A 19,112-nucleotide genomic window follows, 5' to 3' on the forward strand; every position below is an offset into this window, starting at 1 on the left:
GTTTTTTTCGTGTTGAATGGCAAGATTTTAATGGAAAGCACTAACAAACTTAAACGTGGATTGAGCACCCGCCACATCCGCTTTATGGCGCTGGGCTCGGCTATCGGCACCGGTCTTTTTTATGGCTCGGCAGATGCCATCAAAATGGCCGGTCCAAGCGTTCTGCTGGCCTACATCATCGGCGGCGTGGCGGCCTATATCATCATGCGTGCGCTGGGGGAGATGTCGGTTCACAACCCCTCTGCCAGTTCCTTCTCCCGCTACGCACAAGAAAACTTAGGCCCGCTGGCCGGGTTTATCACCGGCTGGACCTACTGCTTTGAAATCCTGATTGTCGCCATTGCCGATGTGACGGCGTTTGGCATCTATATGGGGGTCTGGTTCCCCGCCGTGCCGCACTGGATCTGGGTACTGAGCGTGGTGCTGATCATCTGCGCCGTCAACCTGATGAGCGTGAAGGTGTTTGGCGAGCTGGAGTTCTGGTTCTCCTTCTTCAAGGTCGCGACCATTATCATCATGATCCTCGCCGGTTTCGGCATCATCATCTGGGGTATCGGCAACGGTGGGCAGCCAACCGGCATCCATAACCTGTGGAGCAACGGCGGCTTCTTCAGCAACGGCTGGCTCGGGATGGTCATGTCGCTCCAGATGGTCATGTTCGCCTATGGCGGTATTGAGATTATCGGCATCACCGCCGGGGAAGCGAAAGATCCGGAGAAGTCCATTCCGCGCGCCATCAACTCGGTGCCGATGCGTATCCTGGTGTTCTACGTGGGCACGTTGTTTGTGATTATGTCCATCTACCCGTGGAACCAGGTGGGCACCAACGGCAGCCCGTTTGTCTTGACTTTCCAGCATATGGGCATTGCGTTTGCCGCCAGCATTCTCAACTTTGTGGTACTGACCGCCTCGCTGTCGGCCATCAACAGTGACGTGTTCGGCGTGGGTCGTATGCTGCACGGCATGGCGGAGCAGGGCAGTGCGCCGAAGGTGTTTGCCAAAACGTCGCGTCGCGGCACCCCGTGGGTAACGGTGCTGGTCATGACCGTGGCGCTGCTGTTCTCGGTTTACCTGAATTACATCATGCCGGAGAACGTCTTCCTGGTGATTGCGTCACTGGCGACCTTTGCGACGGTGTGGGTGTGGATCATGATCCTGCTGTCGCAGATTGCGTTCCGTCGCCGCCTGTCGCCAGAAGAGGCCAAAGCGCTGAAGTTTAAAGTGCCGGGCGGCGTGCCAACGACCATTGTCGGTCTCATCTTCCTGGTCTTCATCATTGGCCTGATTGGTTATCACCCGGATACCCGTATTTCCCTGTACGTGGGCTTCGCGTGGATCGTCCTGCTGCTGGTGGGCTGGATGTTTAAATGTCGCCGCGATCGTCAGCTGGCGGAAGCACAGTAAGGTAAAAATGCCGGGTGGCGCTGCGCTTACCCGGCCTACACTCCCTTTTGCCCTGGAAAAAATCTCCTCCTCCGTTCTCCTCCCCCAATAATCCCGAACACGATGAGCTATCTTTAATCACCCTGTGGCAAGGTGACGTCAATTTCATCAAAGGGGATTCGTGATGTTAAACGCCTGGCACCTTCCGGTTGCCCCATTTGTTAAGCAAAACAAAGACAACCTTGTGATTACGCTCTGGCTGGCAGGGGACAATCAGCCTGAACGTGTGACCCTGCGCGCCGAAGTGGATAACGAAGAAACGTCGCTGAAAATGCACAAAGTGCGCAGCCAGCCGCAGCCGGGCGTCACGGCGTGGCGGGCAAATATCGATTTGCGCAGCGGGCAGCCGCGTCGCCGCTACGGCTTCAAGCTGCTGTGGAACAACCGGCAGCTGTGGTTTACCCCGCAGGGCTTCAGCCGTTTTCCTCCGGCCCGGCTGGAGCAGTTTGCCGTGGATCACCCGGATAACGGCCCGCAGTGGGTTAACGATCAGGTCTTTTACCAGATTTTCCCGGACCGCTTTGCGCGCAGCGAAAAGCGCAACGCCGATCAGGACAAGGTTTATTACCATCATGCGGTCGGTCACGACATCCTTCTGAAAAAATGGGACGAGCCGCTGACCGCCCAGGCGGGGGGATCGACCTTTTACGGCGGCGATCTCGACGGTATCAGCGAAAAACTGCCGTACCTGAAAACGCTCGGCGTGACGGCGCTGTACCTGAACCCGGTGTTTAAAGCGCCAAGCGTGCACAAATACGATACGCAGGATTATCGCCACGTTGACGAGCAGTTTGGCGGTGACGAGGCGCTGCTGCGGCTGCGGCACAACACGCAAAAAGAGGGTATGCGCCTGATCCTTGATGGCGTGTTCAATCACAGCGGTGATTCTCACGCGTGGTTTGACCGTCATAATCAGTCGATGAGCGGCGCATGCCATAATCCGGACTCACCGCAGCGTGACTGGTACAGTTTTGATGAGAATGGCCGCGCCCTGGACTGGCTGGGCTACCCGAGCCTGCCGAAGCTCGATTTCCAGTCGCCATCGCTGGTGAATGAGATCTACGGCGACGACGACAGCATCGTGCGCCACTGGCTGAAAGCGCCGTGGAACATGGACGGCTGGCGGCTGGACGTGGTGCATATGCTGGGTGAATCAGGCGGGGCGCGGAATAACCTTCAACATGTCGCCGCCATTACCCGGTCGGCAAAAGCGGCCCGGTCGGAAGCGTTCGTCTTCGGGGAGCACTTTGGCGACGCGCGTCAGTGGTTGCAGGCTGATGCAGAAGACGCGGCGATGAACTATCGCGGCTTCACCTTCCCGCTGTGGGGTTTCCTCGCTAACACCGATATCTCTTACGATCCGCAGCATATCGACGCCGAAACCTGCATGGCGTGGATGGAAAACTATCGCGCTGGCCTGTCGCATCAGCAGCAGCTGCGGATGTTTAACCAGCTCGACAGCCATGATACCGCGCGCTTTAAATCATTGCTGGGTAAAGATGTGGCGCGTCTGCCGCTGGCGGTGACCTGGCTCTTTACCTGGCCGGGCGTACCCTGCATCTACTATGGCGATGAAGTGGGGCTGGAGGGGAATAACGATCCGTTCTGCCGTAAAACCTTCCCGTGGGAGAGTGAAAAACAGGATCAGGATCTGCTCAGCCTGTACCAGCGTATGGCGACGCTGCGCAGGCAGAGTCAAGCCCTGCGCTACGGGGGCTGTCAGGTGATGTACGCCCACGATAACGTAGTGGTGTTTGTCCGCGTCTATAACCAGCAGCGCGTGCTGGTGGCGATCAACCGGGGCGAGGCGTGTGAAGTGGTGCTGGAAGATTCACCGCTGCTGGCCGGTAAAACGTGGAAGATCAAAGAGGGTAAAGCGACGTTCCATGAGAGCGTGCTCACGCTGCCCGCGATCTCCGCTGCGGTCTGGTTCGGCAGCTAAGCGCAGGCAGAATGGTTTTCACCTTTTAAGATGGCGCAAATGCAACGATTTGTGTCAATCTTAGCGGATCGTTTACGGTGAAGGTGGAAACATGGACGAGCTTTACATCCTTGGCTGTTTGTTCCTGGTTTTTGCGCTGGTCGTGGCACCCGTGCTCGCGGTGCTAGGTTTTAACCGAAGCACGGCGGCGCGGCAGGAGATCGCCCGGCTTCGCCAGCGCATTGAGGCGCTTGAGCAGCGCGGTGTCACTGAGAAAGCGCCGGAGCCGGTGCAGACCGCCGCGCCGGTGGAGACGCCAGCGTCGGTGGCAGAAGCCGTTACCGCACCTGTCGATCCCTGGCGTCCCGAACCGCCCGTCACTGAAGCAGAACCAGCGCTTGTACCGGCGGCAAAACGGCCTTCCGCCTTTGGCGGCATCCTGTCCTCGCTGACGCGCTGGTTTATGCAGGGCAATCCGCTGGCAAAACTGGGGATTGTACTGCTCTTCCTCGGCCTCTCTTTCCTGCTGCGCTATACCGTTGAACATTCACTGTTTCCGCTTGAGCTGCGTCTTGCCGCCACGGCGCTGTTTGCCATGGTTCTGCTGGCCGTTGGATGGCGGCTGCGGCACAGGCAGCGGATCTACGCGCTGATCCTCCAGGGCGGGGCGACCGGCGTGCTTTATCTGACCGTCTTTGGCGCATTCCGGCTGTGGCAAATGCTGCCGATGACGCTGGCGTTTGCGCTGCTGGTGGTGATTTGCGCGGCGAGCGTCGGGCTGGCCGTGCTGCAAAAGGCGCTGAGCCTTGCCATGCTGGCGAGCCTCGGCGGATACCTTGCGCCGCTGCTGTTGTCTACCGGAGGCGGCAGCGTTGTGGCGCTGTTCTCCTTCTATCTCCTGCTTTCCATCGGCATTCTCGCCATCAGCATCTGGCAGCACTGGCGCGAGCTCAACCTGCTCGGGCTGCTCTTCACGTTTGGCGTTGGCGGGGTATGGGGGCTGAGCGACTACCAGCCGGAAGACTATGCTATCTGTCAGCTGTTCCTGATTGCCAATACGCTTATTTTTGGCGTGTTTAGCGTGGCGCTGTCGCTGCGGGCGCAGGAAAAAGGCAAACAGATTATTGACGGCGCACTGCTGTTTGCTCCGCCGCTGATTGGTTTTGGGATGCAGTATGGCATGACGTCTCACTGGACGTACGGCCCGGCGCTCAGCGCGCTGGGCTATGGGGCGTTTTATCTCTCACTGGCGTTTCTCGCACTGCGACGCTATCCGTCTGTCGGGCGGCCACTGGTTATGGCGGCGCTGGCGATCGGCGGCGGGTTTGCCACGCTTGCCATTCCGCTGGCGCTTTCAGCGCGCTGGACGGCGATGGCCTGGGCGCTGGAAGGGCTGGGTATTCTCTGGCTGGGCGTGCAACAGCAGCAGCGGCGCATGAGCTATAGCGGGACGGCGCTGCTGGTGCTGGCGCTCGGCAGCGCGATATGGGCGCAAATGGACGGCGTCACCTCGTTGAGCCTGCTGCTTATTTTCGCAGTGCTCAGTCTTTGCTGGCTGGCTGCGGCCTGGCTGTGGCAGAAAATCGCACAGCCGGGCAGTTGGGCATTGCTGGCCGGTGGGCTGCTGTTCTGGTTAGTGGCGCTGCTGGGCGCGTCGCAGCTGTTCCTGAAGCAGGAGTTATCGGTTCTGGCAGGCGTAATGGCGCTGACGGCGGCGTCGGCCTGGGGATGGCGGCAGGCTGCCGCTCGTCTGGCGTGGCGGGAGCTGGATGCCAGCAAATGGCTGCTGTGGCCGGTGATGCTGCTGATGGTGCTGTATCAGATCTGGCAACAGCAAATCCTGGCGGCCGGCTGGGCAAATCTGGCCTGGGCTATTGCGCTGCCTGCCGCCCTGATGCTGCTGCGGCGCGACGAAGATAAACTTCTGCCGCGCATCTCAATGGGACTGCATCTGTCGCTGGGGTGGACGATTTTACTCGCCATAGCCGCCGAGCTTTACTGGTTTGCCCGCTCCCTGCCGTGGGGCATGGCGGCCTGGGGAAGCGGCATTGCGATGGCTGTTGGCGGTGGGGTGATTATGGCGCTCTCCGCGGCTGTACGGCGTCGCGGGTGGCCGTTCCGGGTATGGCCTGCGCTCTACGCCTGCCTTGCCGCGATCCCTGTGGTTGTGGCGCTGGTGGTATTGCTGGTCGTGACCAATTTGCAGGACGGTGTGGTCTATCAACAGACATGGCTGCCGCTGGTGAACCCGCTTGAGGAAGGGGCGGCGTTCGCGCTGCTGGGGCTGGTGGTGTTTTATCGGGAAGTGGATCGCTACTATCCGGCATCGTTTGCGCAGTCCCGTCCGTGGCCCGCCGTTGTGCTGATGGCCCTGGGTTTCTGGTGGCTTAACGGCGCATTGCTGCGCGCGCTGGCGTGGTACGGCGAGGTGGCCTGGAATTGGGAGTCGTTGTGGCATTCGCGGCTTATCCAGACCACTTTTGCACTGTTCTGGATGTTCTGCGCGCTGGTGGTCATGATCCGCGCCACCCGTCACGCCTCCCGTCAGCAGTGGCTTGGCGGTGCGGCGCTACTGGGGGTGGTCATGCTCAAACTGATGCTGGTGGACAGCGCGGGCGGTGGCGGCCTGGCGCGCGCCGTCGCGTTTATTGGCGTGGCGATCCTGGTCCTGATTGTGGGCTATTTCTCGCCGCTACCGCCTAAGGCAGGAGAAGAAAAATGAAATGGATGAACGCGGTTGTTTGTGCGGCACTGCTGGCCGTGGCCGGTCCGGCATTCAGCGAGGGCGCGCCAGCGGAATCCCCGCGGGATTATGCCTATGGCCTGTCCCTTGATACCTCTGCCTCTTCGCCGTGGTATCGGGTCATGCTGCCGCTGGCGGTTTATCAGCAGAGCACATCGCCCGATCTGCGCGACGTGCGCGTGTTTAATCAGTCGGGCGAGCCGGTACCGTTCAGCCTGGTTACCACGACGCGTCCGCAGCCGGCACCGACCACCACGGCGCTGCGCCTCTTTGCGCTTAACGCCTCGCCGGGCGGAGAAGAGGACAGCGGCGATAAAATTATGCTACGGGCCAGAAACGGCGTGGAAATTGTGCTGGAAGGGCAACACGCGGCGGCTGCCGGACAGCACTATCTGCTGACCCTGCCGGAAAACGCGACGGAGGTTCCGCTCTCTCAGCTCCAGCTTTTCTGGGACACGCCGCAGGGCTCGTGGCAGGGGACGGCATCGGTCTATTACAGCGAGGATCTGAAAAACTGGTATACCCTGCGCGAAGAGATGCCCCTGCTGGACGTGATGAGTGGACAGGATCGCCTGAAGCTCGACCGCATCGATACCGATCTGGTGTTATCGCCTGAGGCGAATCGTTATCTGCTGCTGGTGCTGAACACGGGGCGTTCTGCCCTGACGTTAACCGGCGTCAACGCGATTAACGCGACTGAACAGCCGGAATCTGAGCACATTAGCCTGGCGGGAGAGGGGGAGCGGTTATCCGAAAGCGAAGCCGTGTGGCGCTGGAAACATCCGTAGCCTCTGAGTGCGATCGGCTTCATGCTGAATGGCGACGGTGTTCTCCCGGCAGAAATAGCCTGGCGGGAGGCGGATAAGGATCGGTGGCATACGCTGAAAAAAGAGGTGATCTACCAGCTCGGCGGCAAAACGTCTGAACCTGTTCCGCTCCCTGGCGGGCTGGTCGAGGCGGTAAAAATCAAGACCCTCAATGCGCGTTTGCCTGAGAACCTGCCTGGCGTGACCGGGCAACGCGTGCGCTACGATCTGGTGTTTAACGCGCAGGGGAAGGGGCCGTACCTTCTCGCGTGGGGGAACGGGGCTGCGAAACCGGCGAGCGTGGAGACGGATATGCTGATCCCGACCGAACTGCGTAAAACCTACGATCTGGCAGCCCTGCCGATGGCGGATACGCTGGAACCTGTCCCGCTGGGTGGCGAGGCGCGTTTAACCGCGACGTCTGCGGCTGAGCAGGAAAGCAGAATGAAAACGCTGATGGTCTGGGGCGTACTGATTGCGGGGGTGATGGTGCTTGCGGGTATGGCATGGCGCATCTGGCGCGAGGTAAAAAAAGACGGCGCAGCATAAGCCAAAAAAAACCCGCGTATTCGCGGGTTTTTTCGTAAACCGTGCCGATTACAGGCTGGATACGTTCTCAGACAGGTATTTAGCTACGCCGTCTGGGGAAGCCGCCATACCTTCTTTACCTTTTTCCCACTGAGCCGGGCACACTTCACCGTGCTCTTCGTGGAACTGGAGCGCGTCAACCATGCGCAGCATTTCGTCGATGTTACGACCCAGCGGCAGATCGTTCACAACCTGGTGACGAACGATGCCGTTCGCGTCGATCAGGAAAGAACCACGCAGTGCAACGCCAGCGTCCGGATGTTCGATACCGTAAGCCTGCTGGATTTCGCGTTTGATGTCCGCAACCATCGCGTATTTCACTGCACCGATGCCGCCGTTTTCGACAGGGGTGTTACGCCATGCGTTGTGTACAAATTCAGAGTCGAAGGAGACGCCAACCACTTCCACGCCACGCTTCTGGAATTCTTCGTAACGTTTGTCGAACGCGATCAGCTCAGACGGGCAAACGAAAGTGAAGTCCATTGGCCAGAAGAACAGAACGGTCGCTTTACCGTTGGTGTGCTGTTTGAAGTTGAAGTTTTCAACGATTTCACCATTGCCCAGAACGGCGGCAGCTGTAAAATCCGGAGCCGGACGAGTTACCAGAACCATATGATTCTCCTGTAGATACTAAGGTTATTTGGAACGCAACGCGGGCCAGTATAGAGGCAGTACGGGAATAAGACAAAGAGGTGGCGACAATCGTTCCGCCAGCTTTTACCTATCAATCATACCGGCATCACAGTTCTTTATTTTTCGCCTGCGTCATCATACGCGGGTAGAACTGCCAGAAGCGGGTTTCCAGCGCATCATAATGTTCATCCAGGTCATGCCATGAGTCGCGCAGCGCGTCCAGACGCGGTCGACGGCTCGCCATGCCGTTCAGGACGTTCTGAATGAAATCCATCTCGCGGTATCGCTCCAGCCAGCGTTCAGACCAGAGATAGTTATTCAGATTCACAAAGCGCGGCGGGGAGTCCGGCAAAATGATCGACACCTGCGCGTGGGCGTAGCGCACAAACTCAGGCAGCGACATATCAGGCGACAGCCGGGACCAGTGGCGCGACAGGAAATGATCCCACATGACGTCGAGCGTGATCGGCGCCACGCGTCGGGTTTCGGGGCGGAACCAGGCTTTGGCTTCCGTCACTTCCGGCAGGTTATCGGTCAGCACGTCGATGCGGCGGTGCATAAAAATCCCGTCGACAACCTCAGGGGAGTACGCTTCCGCGGGGTTGCCGCGTACAAAATCGGCCAGCAAATTGCCGGAGAGGGAGCTGTCCGCGAGATGAGCGAGATGCAGATGAGCGAGAAAATTCATGCGTTTTCGTTGTCCGGTGGCGGCTAGTTGTTGCAGCAAAAGGGTGTGAGCACTAGACTATGCCGCCTGTTTTTAAGTCACGAGTATACGTCATGCGCGTCGCCGATTTCTCCTTTGAACTACCTGAATCCCTGATTGCTCACTACCCCATGCCTGAGCGTAGCAGCTGTCGCTTGCTGTCACTGGACGGGCCAACGGGCGCGCTGACGCACGGTACTTTCACCGATCTGCTCGACAAGCTCAACCCTGGCGATCTGCTGGTCTTTAACAATACCCGCGTGATCCCGGCGCGTCTGTTTGGCCGTAAAGCCAGCGGCGGTAAGATTGAGGTGCTGGTCGAACGTATGCTCGATGATAAACGTATTCTGGCACATATTCGCGCCTCTAAAGCACCGAAGCCGGGCGCTGAACTGCTGCTGGGGGATGACGAGAGCATCAAAGCGACCATGACCGCGCGTCACGATGCGCTATTTGAAGTGGAATTCAACGACGAGCGCACGGTGCTCGATATCCTCAACGCCATCGGCCACATGCCGCTGCCGCCGTATATTGAGCGCCCGGACGAAGAGGCCGACCGCGAGCTATATCAGACTGTCTACAGCCAGAAGCCTGGCGCGGTGGCGGCGCCAACGGCGGGCCTGCACTTTGATGAGCCGCTGCTGGAAAAGCTGCGCGCGAAAGGCATTGAGATGGCGTTCGTGACGCTGCACGTCGGCGCGGGGACCTTCCAGCCGGTGCGCGTGGACAGCATCGAAGACCACATCATGCACTCTGAGTATGCCGAAGTGCCACAGGAGGTTGTGGATGCGGTGCTGGCGGCGAAAGCGCGCGGTAATCGCGTCGTGGCCGTCGGTACAACGTCGGTACGTTCCCTTGAGAGCGCTGCGCAGGCCGCGAAAAGCGAGCTGATTGAGCCGTTCTTTGGCGATACGCAGATCTTTATCTACCCGGGCTATCAGTACAAAGTCATTGATGCGCTGGTGACCAACTTCCATCTGCCTGAATCGACGCTGATTATGCTGGTTTCCGCGTTTGCGGGGTATCAGCATACGATGAACGCCTACAAGTCTGCGGTAGAACAAAAATATCGCTTTTTTAGCTACGGTGACGCGATGTTTATCACGTACAATCCGCAGGCTTTGAATGAGCGTGTCGGGGAATAAGTCCGCGGCACCGTATTACAACGTTGGACTGTTTTTCTGACGTCGGAGAAAAAATGAAATTTGAACTCGATACCACCGATGGCCGCGCGCGTCGCGGTCGTCTGGTGTTTGATCGCGGCGTGGTAGAAACCCCCGCGTTTATGCCTGTGGGCACGTACGGCACCGTAAAAGGAATGACGCCGGAAGAAGTTGAAGCCACTGGCGCACAGATTATCCTCGGCAACACCTTCCACCTGTGGCTGCGTCCGGGTCAGGAGATAATGAAGCTCCACGGCGACCTGCACGATTTCATGCAGTGGAAAGGCCCGATCCTCACCGACTCCGGCGGTTTCCAGGTCTTCAGCCTGGGCGATATCCGTAAGATCACTGAGCAGGGCGTACACTTCCGTAACCCGATCAACGGCGATCCAATCTTCCTCGATCCGGAAAAATCCATGGAGATTCAGTACGATCTCGGCTCCGATATCGTAATGATCTTCGACGAATGTACGCCATACCCGGCGGACTGGGACTACGCCAAGCGTTCCATGGAGATGTCCCTGCGTTGGGCGAAGCGTAGCCGCGACCGTTTTGACGCCCTGCAAAACAAAAATGCGCTGTTCGGCATTATTCAGGGCAGCGTTTACGAAGATTTACGCGATATCTCGGTTAAAGGTCTGGTAGAGATAGGCTTTGATGGCTACGCCGTCGGCGGTTTGGCTGTGGGTGAGCCGAAGGAAGACATGCACCGCATTCTGGAGCATGTCTGCCCGCAAATCCCGGCGGATAAACCACGATACCTGATGGGTGTGGGTAAACCAGAAGATCTGGTGGAAGGCGTACGTCGCGGCATTGATATGTTCGACTGCGTTATGCCAACCCGAAACGCGCGTAACGGTCATTTGTTCGTTACCGATGGCGTGGTGAAAATCCGTAACGCGAAGCATAAGAGTGACACCAGCCCGCTCGATTCCGAGTGCGATTGCTATACCTGTCGCAATTATTCTCGCGCGTATCTGCATCATCTCGATCGTTGCAACGAGATTTTGGGGGCGCGTCTCAATACCATTCATAATCTTCGTTATTATCAGCGCTTAATGGCTGGTTTACGTAAGGCTATCGAAGAGGGTAAATTAGAGAGCTTCGTGACCGATTTCTACCAACGTCAGGGGCGGGATGTTCCACCGTTGAACGTTGATTAATTTTAATAATGAGGGAATTTGAATGAGCTTTTTTATTTCTGATGCGGTAGCAGCAACGGGTGCACCAGCGCAGGGCAGCCCGATGTCTCTGATTCTGATGCTGGTTGTGTTCGGTCTGATCTTCTACTTCATGATCCTGCGTCCACAGCAGAAGCGTACTAAAGAGCACAAAAACCTGATGAACTCCATCGCGAAGGGCGATGAAGTCCTGACCAATGGTGGCCTGGTGGGTCGCGTAACCAAAGTAGCGGAAAACGGCTACATTGCTATCGCCCTCAACGACACCACTGAAGTGGTTATCAAACGTGACTTCGTAGCTGCCGTTCTGCCGAAAGGCACCATGAAGGCGCTGTAATCCCAACTTTTCCCAAAGGGAACTGCCGTGTTAAACCGTTATCCTTTGTGGAAGTACATCATGCTGGTCGTCGTGATTATCGTCGGCCTGCTGTACGCGCTTCCCAACCTGTATGGTGAGGATCCGGCCGTTCAAATCACTGGCGCGCGCGGTGTCGCCGCCAGTGAGCAAACGCTGATCCAGGTCCAGAAAACGTTACAAGAAGAAAAAATTACCGCTAAGTCTGTGGCACTGGAAGAGGGCGCAATTCTTGCTCGCTTCGACACCACCGACACGCAGCTCCGCGCACGTGAAGCGCTGATGGGCGTGCTGGGTGATAAGTATGTCGTGGCGCTTAACCTTGCTCCTGCAACCCCACGCTGGCTGGCTGCGCTGAACGCAGAGCCAATGAAACTGGGTCTTGACCTGCGTGGCGGCGTTCACTTCCTGATGGAAGTGGATATGGATACCGCGCTCGGCAAGCTACAGGAACAGAATATCGACAGCCTGCGCAGCGATCTGCGCGATAAGGGCATTCCGTACACCACCGTACGTAAAGAAGATAACTACGGCCTGAGCATCACGTTCCGCGACAGCGCGGCACGCGATCAGGCTGTGACGTATCTGTCTCAGCGTCACCGCGATCTGGTGATCACCTCTCAGGGCAGCAACCAGCTGCGTGCGGTAATGACCGACGCGCGTCTGAGTGAAGCACGTGAATACGCCGTTCAGCAGAACATTAACATTCTGCGTAACCGTGTAAACCAGCTGGGCGTGGCTGAGCCACTGGTACAGCGTCAGGGTGCTGACCGTATCGTGGTCGAACTGCCGGGTATCCAGGATACCGCCCGTGCGAAAGAGATTCTGGGCGCGACGGCGACCCTGGAGTTCCGTCTGGTTAACTCCAATGTCGACCAGGCTGCTGCGGCTTCAGGCCGTGTGCCGGGCGATTCTGAAGTGAAACAGACCCGCGAAGGCCAGCCTGTTGTGCTGTACAAACGCGTAATCCTGACCGGTGACCATATCACCGACTCCACTTCAAGCCAGGATGAGTACAACCAGCCGCAGGTTAACATCTCGCTGGATAGCGCAGGTGGCAACATCATGTCTAACTTCACCAAGGACAACATCGGCAAGCCGATGGCGACCCTGTTCGTGGAGTACAAAGACAGCGGTAAGAAAGACGCCAATGGCCGTGCCGTGCTGGTGAAAGAGGAAGAGGTGATTAACATCGCCAACATCCAGTCTCGTCTGGGTAACAGCTTCCGTATTACCGGTATCAGCAACCCGAACGAAGCGCGTCAGCTCTCTCTGCTGCTGCGTGCCGGTGCGCTGATTGCGCCAATTCAGATTGTTGAAGAACGTACCATCGGTCCAACCCTGGGTATGCAGAACATCAAACAGGGTCTGGAAGCGTGTCTGGCCGGTCTGGCGGTGTCCATCATCTTCATGATCTTCTTCTATAAGAAGTTCGGCCTGATTGCGACCTCCGCGCTGATTGCCAACCTGGTGCTGATCATCGGTATCATGTCCCTGCTGCCGGGGGCGACGCTGACCATGCCGGGGATTGCGGGTATCGTTCTAACCCTTGCGGTGGCGGTCGACGCCAACGTACTGATAAACGAACGTATCAAAGAAGAGCTGAGCAACGGTCGTTCTGTACAGCAGGCGATCGAAGAAGGCTACAAAGGGGCGTTCAGCTCCATCTTCGATGCGAACGTAACAACACTGATTAAGGTTCTTATCCTGTATGCAGTGGGTACTGGCGCGATCAAAGGCTTTGCGATTACTACCGGTATCGGTGTCGCAACGTCGATGTTTACCGCTATTGTCGGCACCCGTGCCATCGTGAACCTGCTGTACGGCGGCAAGCGCGTCAAAAAGCTGTCTATCTGAGGAGTGCGTTGTGGCACAGGAATATACTGTTGAACAATTGAACCACGGCCGTAAAGTCTGGGACTTTATGCGCTGGGACTACTGGGCCTTCGGCATTTCAGGTTTTCTGCTGATCTTGTCCATCGTCATTATGGGCGTGAAAGGCTTTAACTGGGGTCTGGATTTCACCGGTGGTACGGTGATTGAAATTACCCTGGAAAAACCGGTCGATATGGACCAGATGCGTGAGTCTCTGCAAAAAGCGGGCTTTGAAGAGCCGCTGCTACAGAACTTTGGCAGCAGCCGCGACATCATGGTGCGTATGCCGCCGGTACACGATGCCAACGGCAGCCAGGAGCTGGGCAGCAAGGTCGTCCAGGTTATTAACGAAACGACCAGCCAGGATGCAACGGTTAAGCGTATTGAGTTTGTCGGCCCGAGCGTTGGTGCTGACCTGGCGCAGACCGGTGCGATGGCGCTGCTGGTGGCGCTGATCTCGATCCTGATTTACGTCGGTTTCCGCTTTGAGTGGCGACTGGCGGCAGGCGTGGTTATCGCCCTGGCGCACGACGTGGTGATCACCATGGGCATACTGTCTCTGTTCCACATTGAGATTGACCTGACGATTGTGGCATCCCTGATGTCCGTTATCGGTTACTCACTGAACGACAGTATCGTGGTATCTGACCGTATTCGTGAAAACTTCCGTAAGATCCGTCGCGGCACGCCGTACGAAATCTTTAACGTGTCGTTGACCCAGACGTTGCACCGTACGTTGATCACCTCCGGCACCACCCTGATGGTGATCCTGATGCTGTTCCTGTTCGGTGGCCCAGTGCTGGAAGGCTTCTCGCTGACCATGCTGATCGGTGTGTCTATCGGTACGGCCTCGTCTATCTACGTCGCGTCCGCACTGGCGCTGAAGCTGGGCATGAAGCGCGAGCATCTGATCCAACAGAAAGTCGAGAAAGAAGGGGCGGATCAGCCGTCCATTCTGCCGTAAGAGTCTTATGTAGTATCGAAATCCCGGCCTGTTGGCCGGGATTTTTTTTGTCTGCATCTCACAAACACTCCTGACAGTATGCTGTCAGGAGCCCTGTCGTAGACTCCTTCTGAACCCTAACAACAGGCAGGAGGACGTATGAAAAGTGTTATTAACTGGTTTGAAATTCCGGTCGCCGATATGGATCGCGCCATCAAATTTTATGAGTCGGTGATGCAGGTCGCGCTGCGGCGCGAGAAGATGGACGTGGCTGATCTGGCGATTTTCCCGCACGAAGATCCGGCCACCGGCGGCGCGCTGGCGAAATTTGACGGCGTTACACCGTCTTCGCAGGGCGCTATTATTTACCTGCATACTGACAATCTGGCGGCCACGCTCGATCGTATTGCTTCTGCGGGCGGTGAGTGCGTGTTTGGCCCGCTGGAACTGCCGCAAGGCATTGGCACTATAGCCCTGTTTACCGACAGCGAAGGTAATCGCGTCGGCCTCCATCAACCGGTATGAGAGTAAACCGATGACCCGACGCGCTGACCGTTTGTTCCAGATTGTGCAGATCCTTCGGGGCAGGCGTCTGACAACGGCAGCGCATCTGGCGGAAAGGCTTGGCGTGTCCGAGCGCACGGTGTACCGCGATATCCGCGACCTGTCGCTCTCCGGCGTGCCGGTGGAAGGCGAGGCGGGAAGCGGATATCGGCTGATGTCGGGTTTTGATTTACCCCCGCTGATGCTGACCAACAAAGAGTCCGAGGCGCTGATGGTGGCGATTCGCCTGCTCAAAACCTGGGGCGGGGAATCGCTGTCGCGCGAGCTGGAGTCGGCCCAGGAAAAAGTGCTGGCGATCCTGCCAGAAGAGAGCCGCCGCAAAGCTGAGCAGACGCGGATTTACGCGCCGGATATTGCCCTTCAGCCACATTCCCGTAGTGGTTTCGACGTGATCCATCAGGCGATTTCCGCCCAGCGCGTGCTGGCACTGCATTATCGTGATGAGGCTGGGCAGCTCTCAAAGCGCGAGGTTCAGCCGCTGGGCTTGTTCTTCTGGGGAGAGCGCTGGCTGCTGGCGGCGTGGTGTGAACGGCGCGATGACTATCGCTGTTTCCGGCTCGACCGATGCCTCAATATTGTGCAGACGGAGAGGCGGTTTAGCGAAAGTGCGGACAGGTCATTGGCAGATTTTTTGCGCAAGGTGAGGCAGTAAAAAGCCGGGTGGCGGCTACGCCTTACCCGGCCTACATTCGGATCGTAGGCCCGGTAAGCGTAGCGCCACCGGGCGGAATCCGCACTGATTAGAAGTTGTAACCCACGACCAGGTAACCACCCCAACCGGTAGAGCGAACGCTGAAGTCGCCGTTGCCAAAGTTCAGGCTGGCGTCGTCGTTCCACTGGCCACCGTTGTGCCAGTAACGCGCAACAACAGAGTAGTGCCAGTGATCGTAGTTCAGCGCCAGGATGTGGCTGGACGCGATGGAGTCGTTAGTGCGCGCTTTTCTGCCGTTCAGGTCGCGGAAATCGTTATCGCCCAGGTCTGAACCCCAGTCAATGTTGGTGAAGCCGATATAGCTCAGGTTGCCGCCCCACAGTTGGGTAATTGGCACGAAGTATTTCACTTTGAAACGGTAGCCGTCCCACTCGTTCTCGTTCGCGGCGCCGTAGTTCTGCCACTGGTATTTTGCGTAGACGTTCATGGACAGGCTCATCGGCAGGCCAGTCTCAATGTCTGTACCCAGACCCATGTACCAGGTGCTCTGGCGACCGGACTTGTTGCGACCCATGTCGTAGATGTAGTTGTTTGCGAAATACCACTCTTTGAACGGACCAAACGCCAGACTGGTACCGGTCAGTTTATCAATGGAGAAGCGGGGTTCGATCTCCATGAACAGTGGGGAACCGTGGTTCCAGATACCTTTCGCGTCGGTATTACCGCCGAAGAATACCGGTGCGTCCATGTAGCCATAGAAATCAAACCAGTCTTTTTTAGCGAATGCTTCGTACTCGAGGTAGGTATCGTTACGGATCTGCGGTCCGAAACGGGTATGGTAGCTGCCTACAACGTTAACGCTCTGATGCCACCAGTCGGAAAGGTATTGTGGTTTGTCGTTTTCCGCTGCGTTAACAGTGAAAGAGGTGGAGAGTGCCAGAACTGCACCGGCTGCGAATAATGTTTTTTTCATAATCATGCCACTGATTGAAATTCCCTTCCGGGAGTGAAAAATGCGCGAATTGCGTTTCTAAATATTTCGTATTTCTGCGGAGCCTATTATAGGAATCCTTGCTCACAAAAATATGTGTTGTTTCACATATCTCTCACATACGTAATCGATTGCGTTCACGTTTGCGTACTTTAGACGGGCGGGATTGTAGCGGCAATCATTTATGTTGCCAATCCATACGAAATGTAAATGTTAGCGGAGTGACATTTCGCTCCGCTAGAAGGGCGGGTTATTGCGCGGCGGGTTGAATGTCGTGAATACGGATAAAGCCCAGCTGTTCTGGGGTCAGTCCGCTCAGCTGGAGCGGGATATCAACATCGCTCGGCGCCAGCGTGCTGGCGGGGGCGGTGAAGAGCTGATTCTTCACGTTCACTTCCTGATAGCTCTCCGTGGTGCCCTGAATCTGGCCCCACTCTACGGTGCCGCTGAACGCGGGAAGCGGATCGTTGGACTCACCCTGAATGCGTAATGTTGCTCGAGTACCATCGGCATTCGCTGCAACATTCACCACAGACATCTTTAGCGTGCCAATCTGGCTGTTCAGACGCGCGGGCGTGTTTGCACCTGGCAATAAATAAACGCCATTGCTGGATTTGGCATTGAGCGCGTTCTGCTGGGTGATCTTCACGGTTTCTTTGTTAAGTTTGTCCATCGCCACGTTAAGCGTATTCACGCTTTGTTTCATCTCACGGACTTCGCTTTGCTGTGCGCAGGCGCTGAGCGTGAACAGGCTCCCCACCAGCACTATTTTCAGGTAACGTCTTGTCATTGCGTTTAATTCCTTGAAATCACAGATTGCTGCAATGGTAGACAGGATAGTGCCGTCAGGCATAGATCCTTTGTCTCAAAAAGCTCTTCCTTTGTTGTCGGGCCAGTTCAGGGTAAAATAGAAATCAGTTAACCAGATAACAGGGACATCGTATGCATTGCCCATTTTGCTCCGCTGTGGATACCAAAGTCATCGACTCGCGTCTTGTAGGCGAAGGGTCTTCCGTGCGTCGTCGTCGGCAGTGTCTGGTGTGCAACGAGCGTTTTACCACCTTTGAGGTGGCAGAGCTGGTAATGCCGCGCGTGGTAAAAAGTAACGATGTGCGCGAACCGTTCAATGAAGAGAAACTGCGTAGCGGGATGCTCAAGGCGCTGGAAAAACGGCCCGTCAGCTCCGATGATGTCGAAATGGCGTTAAACCATATTAAATCTTATCTGCGGGGGTTAGGCGAGCGCGAAGTGCCGAGCAAAATGATCGGCAATCTGGTGATGGAACAGCTGAAGAAGCTCGATAAAGTCGCCTATATCCGCTTTGCCTCCGTTTACCGCAGCTTCGAAGACATCAAAGAGTTTGGCGAAGAGATCGCCCGCTTACAGGATTAAGCCCATGCACGATGAGATGTACATGGCGCGCGCCATGAAGCTGGCGCAGCGCGGTCGGTTTACCACTCACCCTAACCCCAATGTCGGGTGCGTCATTGTTAAAGATGGCGAGATCGTGGGGGAAGGTTTTCACTACCGCGCAGGCGAGCCGCATGCTGAAGTGCATGCCCTGCGCATGGCGGGTGAGAAAGCGCGTGGCGCGACGGCCTATGTGACGCTGGAGCCATGCAGTCATCACGGACGTACGCCGCCGTGCTGTGAAGCGCTGATTGCGGCGGGCGTCTCGCGCGTTGTCGCCGCCATGCAGGATCCTAATCCGCAGGTGGCGGGCCGCGGGCTGTATCGTCTGCAACAGGAAGGCATCGACGTCAGCCACGGCCTGATGATGCAGGATGCCGAAAACATCAACAAAGGCTTCCTGAAGCGTATGCGCACCGGCTTCCCGTTTATCCAGCTTAAGCTTGGCGCGTCACTGGATGGCCGCACGGCGATGGCGAACGGCGAGAGCCAGTGGATCACCTCGCCGCAGGCAAGGCGCGATGTGCAACGTCTGCGCGCACAAAGCCATGCTATTCTCACCAGCAGTGAAACGGTACTGGCTGACGATCCGGCCATGACCGTGCGCTGGGAAGAGCTGAATGCGGATACCCAGGCGCTCTATCCTCAGGAGAACCTGCGTCAGCCGCTGCGCATTATTATTGATAGCCAGAACCGCGTGACGCCGGAGCACCGCATCGTGCAGCAGCCGGGTGAAACCTGGATTGCCCGCACCAAAGAAGATACGCGCGAGTGGCCGGAAGGCGTGCGCAGCATTATGGTGCCGGAACATAACGGGCATCTCGATCTCGTGGTGCTGATGATGTTGCTCGGCAAACAGCAGGTCAACAGCATCTGGGTTGAAGCCGGTCCGACGCTCGCCGGCGCACTGCTTCAGGCGGGGCTGCTGGATGAGCTTCTCGTCTACGTTGCGCCTAAACTGTTAGGTAATGACGCGCGCGGCCTGTTTGTGCTGCCCGGCCTTGAAAAACTGGCCGATGCGCCGCAACTCTCATTCAGCGAGATTCGTCCGGTAGGTCCGGATGTCTGCCTCCATTTAACGACAGCGTAATTGCTCCTGAAATAGGGAAGCAGTGCGCAAAGTATTATGATAAAATCC

The 19,112-nt window shown here is 57.1% G+C and carries 16 protein-coding genes and 1 pseudogene; 13 read left to right on the forward strand and 4 right to left on the reverse strand.

The annotated features are described in order from the left end of the window. The first annotated feature begins 30 nt into the window (after positions 1-30). From proY to ACQG1Y_RS05230, 4 genes and pseudogenes are all read left to right on the forward strand, one after another. Positions 31-1,404 (forward strand): proline-specific permease ProY, encoded by a 1,374-nt coding sequence (gene proY / locus ACQG1Y_RS05215; RefSeq protein ID WP_017383160.1) that lies wholly within the window; start codon positions 31-33, stop codon positions 1,402-1,404. A gap of 163 nt (positions 1,405-1,567) precedes the next feature. Then, positions 1,568-3,385: a maltodextrin glucosidase gene (malZ, locus tag ACQG1Y_RS05220; protein ID WP_414234653.1), complete on the forward strand. Its 1,818-nt coding sequence runs from the start codon at positions 1,568-1,570 to the stop codon at positions 3,383-3,385. A gap of 91 nt (positions 3,386-3,476) precedes the next feature. Further along, positions 3,477-6,086 (forward strand): DUF2339 domain-containing protein, encoded by a 2,610-nt coding sequence (locus tag ACQG1Y_RS05225; RefSeq protein WP_368740648.1) that lies wholly within the window; start codon positions 3,477-3,479, stop codon positions 6,084-6,086. Further along, positions 6,083-7,462: pseudogene (locus ACQG1Y_RS05230) on the forward strand (DUF3999 domain-containing protein). Before ACQG1Y_RS05225 ends, ACQG1Y_RS05230 begins: the two are co-directional and overlap by 4 nt. A gap of 48 nt (positions 7,463-7,510) precedes the next feature. Here the strand turns inward: ACQG1Y_RS05230 and ACQG1Y_RS05235 are convergent. Both ACQG1Y_RS05235 and acpH read right to left on the reverse strand, forming a co-directional pair. Then, positions 7,511-8,113, reverse strand: coding sequence for a peroxiredoxin C (locus ACQG1Y_RS05235; protein ID WP_003859113.1), 603 nt, complete (start codon positions 8,111-8,113; stop codon positions 7,511-7,513). Positions 8,114-8,240: 127 nt separating this feature from the next. Beyond that, positions 8,241-8,822, reverse strand: coding sequence for an ACP phosphodiesterase (acpH, locus tag ACQG1Y_RS05240; protein ID WP_015571305.1), 582 nt, complete (start codon positions 8,820-8,822; stop codon positions 8,241-8,243). Between the two features lie 92 nt (positions 8,823-8,914). Here acpH and queA point away from each other — a divergent pair, with 92 nt between their 5' ends. From queA to ACQG1Y_RS05275, 7 genes are all read left to right on the forward strand, one after another. After that, positions 8,915-9,985, forward strand: a complete 1,071-nt coding sequence (queA, locus tag ACQG1Y_RS05245) for a tRNA preQ1(34) S-adenosylmethionine ribosyltransferase-isomerase QueA (protein ID WP_015571304.1) — start codon at positions 8,915-8,917, stop codon at positions 9,983-9,985. A gap of 53 nt (positions 9,986-10,038) precedes the next feature. Beyond that, a complete protein-coding gene (tgt, locus tag ACQG1Y_RS05250) occupies positions 10,039-11,166 on the forward strand; it encodes a tRNA guanosine(34) transglycosylase Tgt (RefSeq protein ID WP_015571303.1) in 1,128 nt (375 codons plus the stop codon). A 22-nt stretch (positions 11,167-11,188) separates the two neighbouring features. After that, on the forward strand, positions 11,189-11,521 hold the full coding sequence (yajC, locus tag ACQG1Y_RS05255) for a preprotein translocase subunit YajC (protein ID WP_003859109.1): 333 nt from the start codon (positions 11,189-11,191) through the stop codon (positions 11,519-11,521). A 27-nt stretch (positions 11,522-11,548) separates the two neighbouring features. Beyond that, positions 11,549-13,396 carry a protein translocase subunit SecD gene (secD, locus tag ACQG1Y_RS05260; protein WP_017383164.1) on the forward strand — a complete coding sequence of 616 codons (1,848 nt, stop codon included), beginning with the start codon at positions 11,549-11,551 and terminating at the stop codon, positions 13,394-13,396. A gap of 10 nt (positions 13,397-13,406) precedes the next feature. Further along, entirely contained in the window at positions 13,407-14,378 is a 972-nt protein-coding gene (gene secF / locus ACQG1Y_RS05265) for a protein translocase subunit SecF (RefSeq protein ID WP_003859105.1), read from the forward strand. A 138-nt stretch (positions 14,379-14,516) separates the two neighbouring features. Continuing rightward, positions 14,517-14,882, forward strand: coding sequence for a VOC family protein (locus ACQG1Y_RS05270; protein WP_017383165.1), 366 nt, complete (start codon positions 14,517-14,519; stop codon positions 14,880-14,882). 10 nt (positions 14,883-14,892) lie between these two features. Beyond that, entirely contained in the window at positions 14,893-15,573 is a 681-nt protein-coding gene (locus ACQG1Y_RS05275; RefSeq protein WP_017694425.1) for a helix-turn-helix transcriptional regulator, read from the forward strand. Between the two features lie 88 nt (positions 15,574-15,661). Here the strand turns inward: ACQG1Y_RS05275 and ACQG1Y_RS05280 are convergent, their stop codons facing one another. After that, positions 15,662-16,546 carry a nucleoside-specific channel-forming protein Tsx gene (locus ACQG1Y_RS05280; RefSeq protein ID WP_426736691.1) on the reverse strand — a complete coding sequence of 295 codons (885 nt, stop codon included), beginning with the start codon at positions 16,544-16,546 and terminating at the stop codon, positions 15,662-15,664. A gap of 268 nt (positions 16,547-16,814) precedes the next feature. Continuing rightward, positions 16,815-17,354: a DUF3251 domain-containing protein gene (locus ACQG1Y_RS05285; RefSeq protein WP_032649957.1), complete on the reverse strand. Its 540-nt coding sequence runs from the start codon at positions 17,352-17,354 to the stop codon at positions 16,815-16,817. A gap of 152 nt (positions 17,355-17,506) precedes the next feature. Between ACQG1Y_RS05285 and nrdR the strand changes: the two genes are divergently transcribed. Both nrdR and ribD read left to right on the forward strand, forming a co-directional pair. Next, positions 17,507-17,956, forward strand: a complete 450-nt coding sequence (gene nrdR / locus ACQG1Y_RS05290; protein ID WP_003859099.1) for a transcriptional regulator NrdR — start codon at positions 17,507-17,509, stop codon at positions 17,954-17,956. Positions 17,957-17,960: 4 nt separating this feature from the next. Then, positions 17,961-19,064 carry a bifunctional diaminohydroxyphosphoribosylaminopyrimidine deaminase/5-amino-6-(5-phosphoribosylamino)uracil reductase RibD gene (gene ribD / locus ACQG1Y_RS05295; RefSeq protein WP_368740649.1) on the forward strand — a complete coding sequence of 368 codons (1,104 nt, stop codon included), beginning with the start codon at positions 17,961-17,963 and terminating at the stop codon, positions 19,062-19,064. Positions 19,065-19,112 lie beyond the last annotated feature (48 nt).

Source organism: Enterobacter cloacae complex sp. 397G4 (assembly GCF_050031515.1).
Lineage (GTDB): Bacteria > Pseudomonadota > Gammaproteobacteria > Enterobacterales > Enterobacteriaceae > Enterobacter > Enterobacter hormaechei_C.

Coding starts and splice junctions, on each gene's coding strand:
- nrdR (WP_003859099.1), top strand. CDS start 17,507: ATGCATTGCCCATTTTGCTCCGCTGTGGATACCAAAGTCATCGACTCG.
- yajC (WP_003859109.1), top strand. CDS start 11,189: ATGAGCTTTTTTATTTCTGATGCGGTAGCAGCAACGGGTGCACCAGCG.
- ACQG1Y_RS05275 (WP_017694425.1), top strand. CDS start 14,893: ATGACCCGACGCGCTGACCGTTTGTTCCAGATTGTGCAGATCCTTCGG.
- ACQG1Y_RS05285 (WP_032649957.1), bottom strand. CDS start 17,354: ATGACAAGACGTTACCTGAAAATAGTGCTGGTGGGGAGCCTGTTCACG.
- ribD (WP_368740649.1), top strand. CDS start 17,961: ATGCACGATGAGATGTACATGGCGCGCGCCATGAAGCTGGCGCAGCGC.
- acpH (WP_015571305.1), bottom strand. CDS start 8,822: ATGAATTTTCTCGCTCATCTGCATCTCGCTCATCTCGCGGACAGCTCC.
- ACQG1Y_RS05270 (WP_017383165.1), top strand. CDS start 14,517: ATGAAAAGTGTTATTAACTGGTTTGAAATTCCGGTCGCCGATATGGAT.
- ACQG1Y_RS05225 (WP_368740648.1), top strand. CDS start 3,477: ATGGACGAGCTTTACATCCTTGGCTGTTTGTTCCTGGTTTTTGCGCTG.
- malZ (WP_414234653.1), top strand. CDS start 1,568: ATGTTAAACGCCTGGCACCTTCCGGTTGCCCCATTTGTTAAGCAAAAC.
- proY (WP_017383160.1), top strand. CDS start 31: ATGGAAAGCACTAACAAACTTAAACGTGGATTGAGCACCCGCCACATC.
- ACQG1Y_RS05280 (WP_426736691.1), bottom strand. CDS start 16,546: ATGAAAAAAACATTATTCGCAGCCGGTGCAGTTCTGGCACTCTCCACC.
- queA (WP_015571304.1), top strand. CDS start 8,915: ATGCGCGTCGCCGATTTCTCCTTTGAACTACCTGAATCCCTGATTGCT.
- tgt (WP_015571303.1), top strand. CDS start 10,039: ATGAAATTTGAACTCGATACCACCGATGGCCGCGCGCGTCGCGGTCGT.
- ACQG1Y_RS05235 (WP_003859113.1), bottom strand. CDS start 8,113: ATGGTTCTGGTAACTCGTCCGGCTCCGGATTTTACAGCTGCCGCCGTT.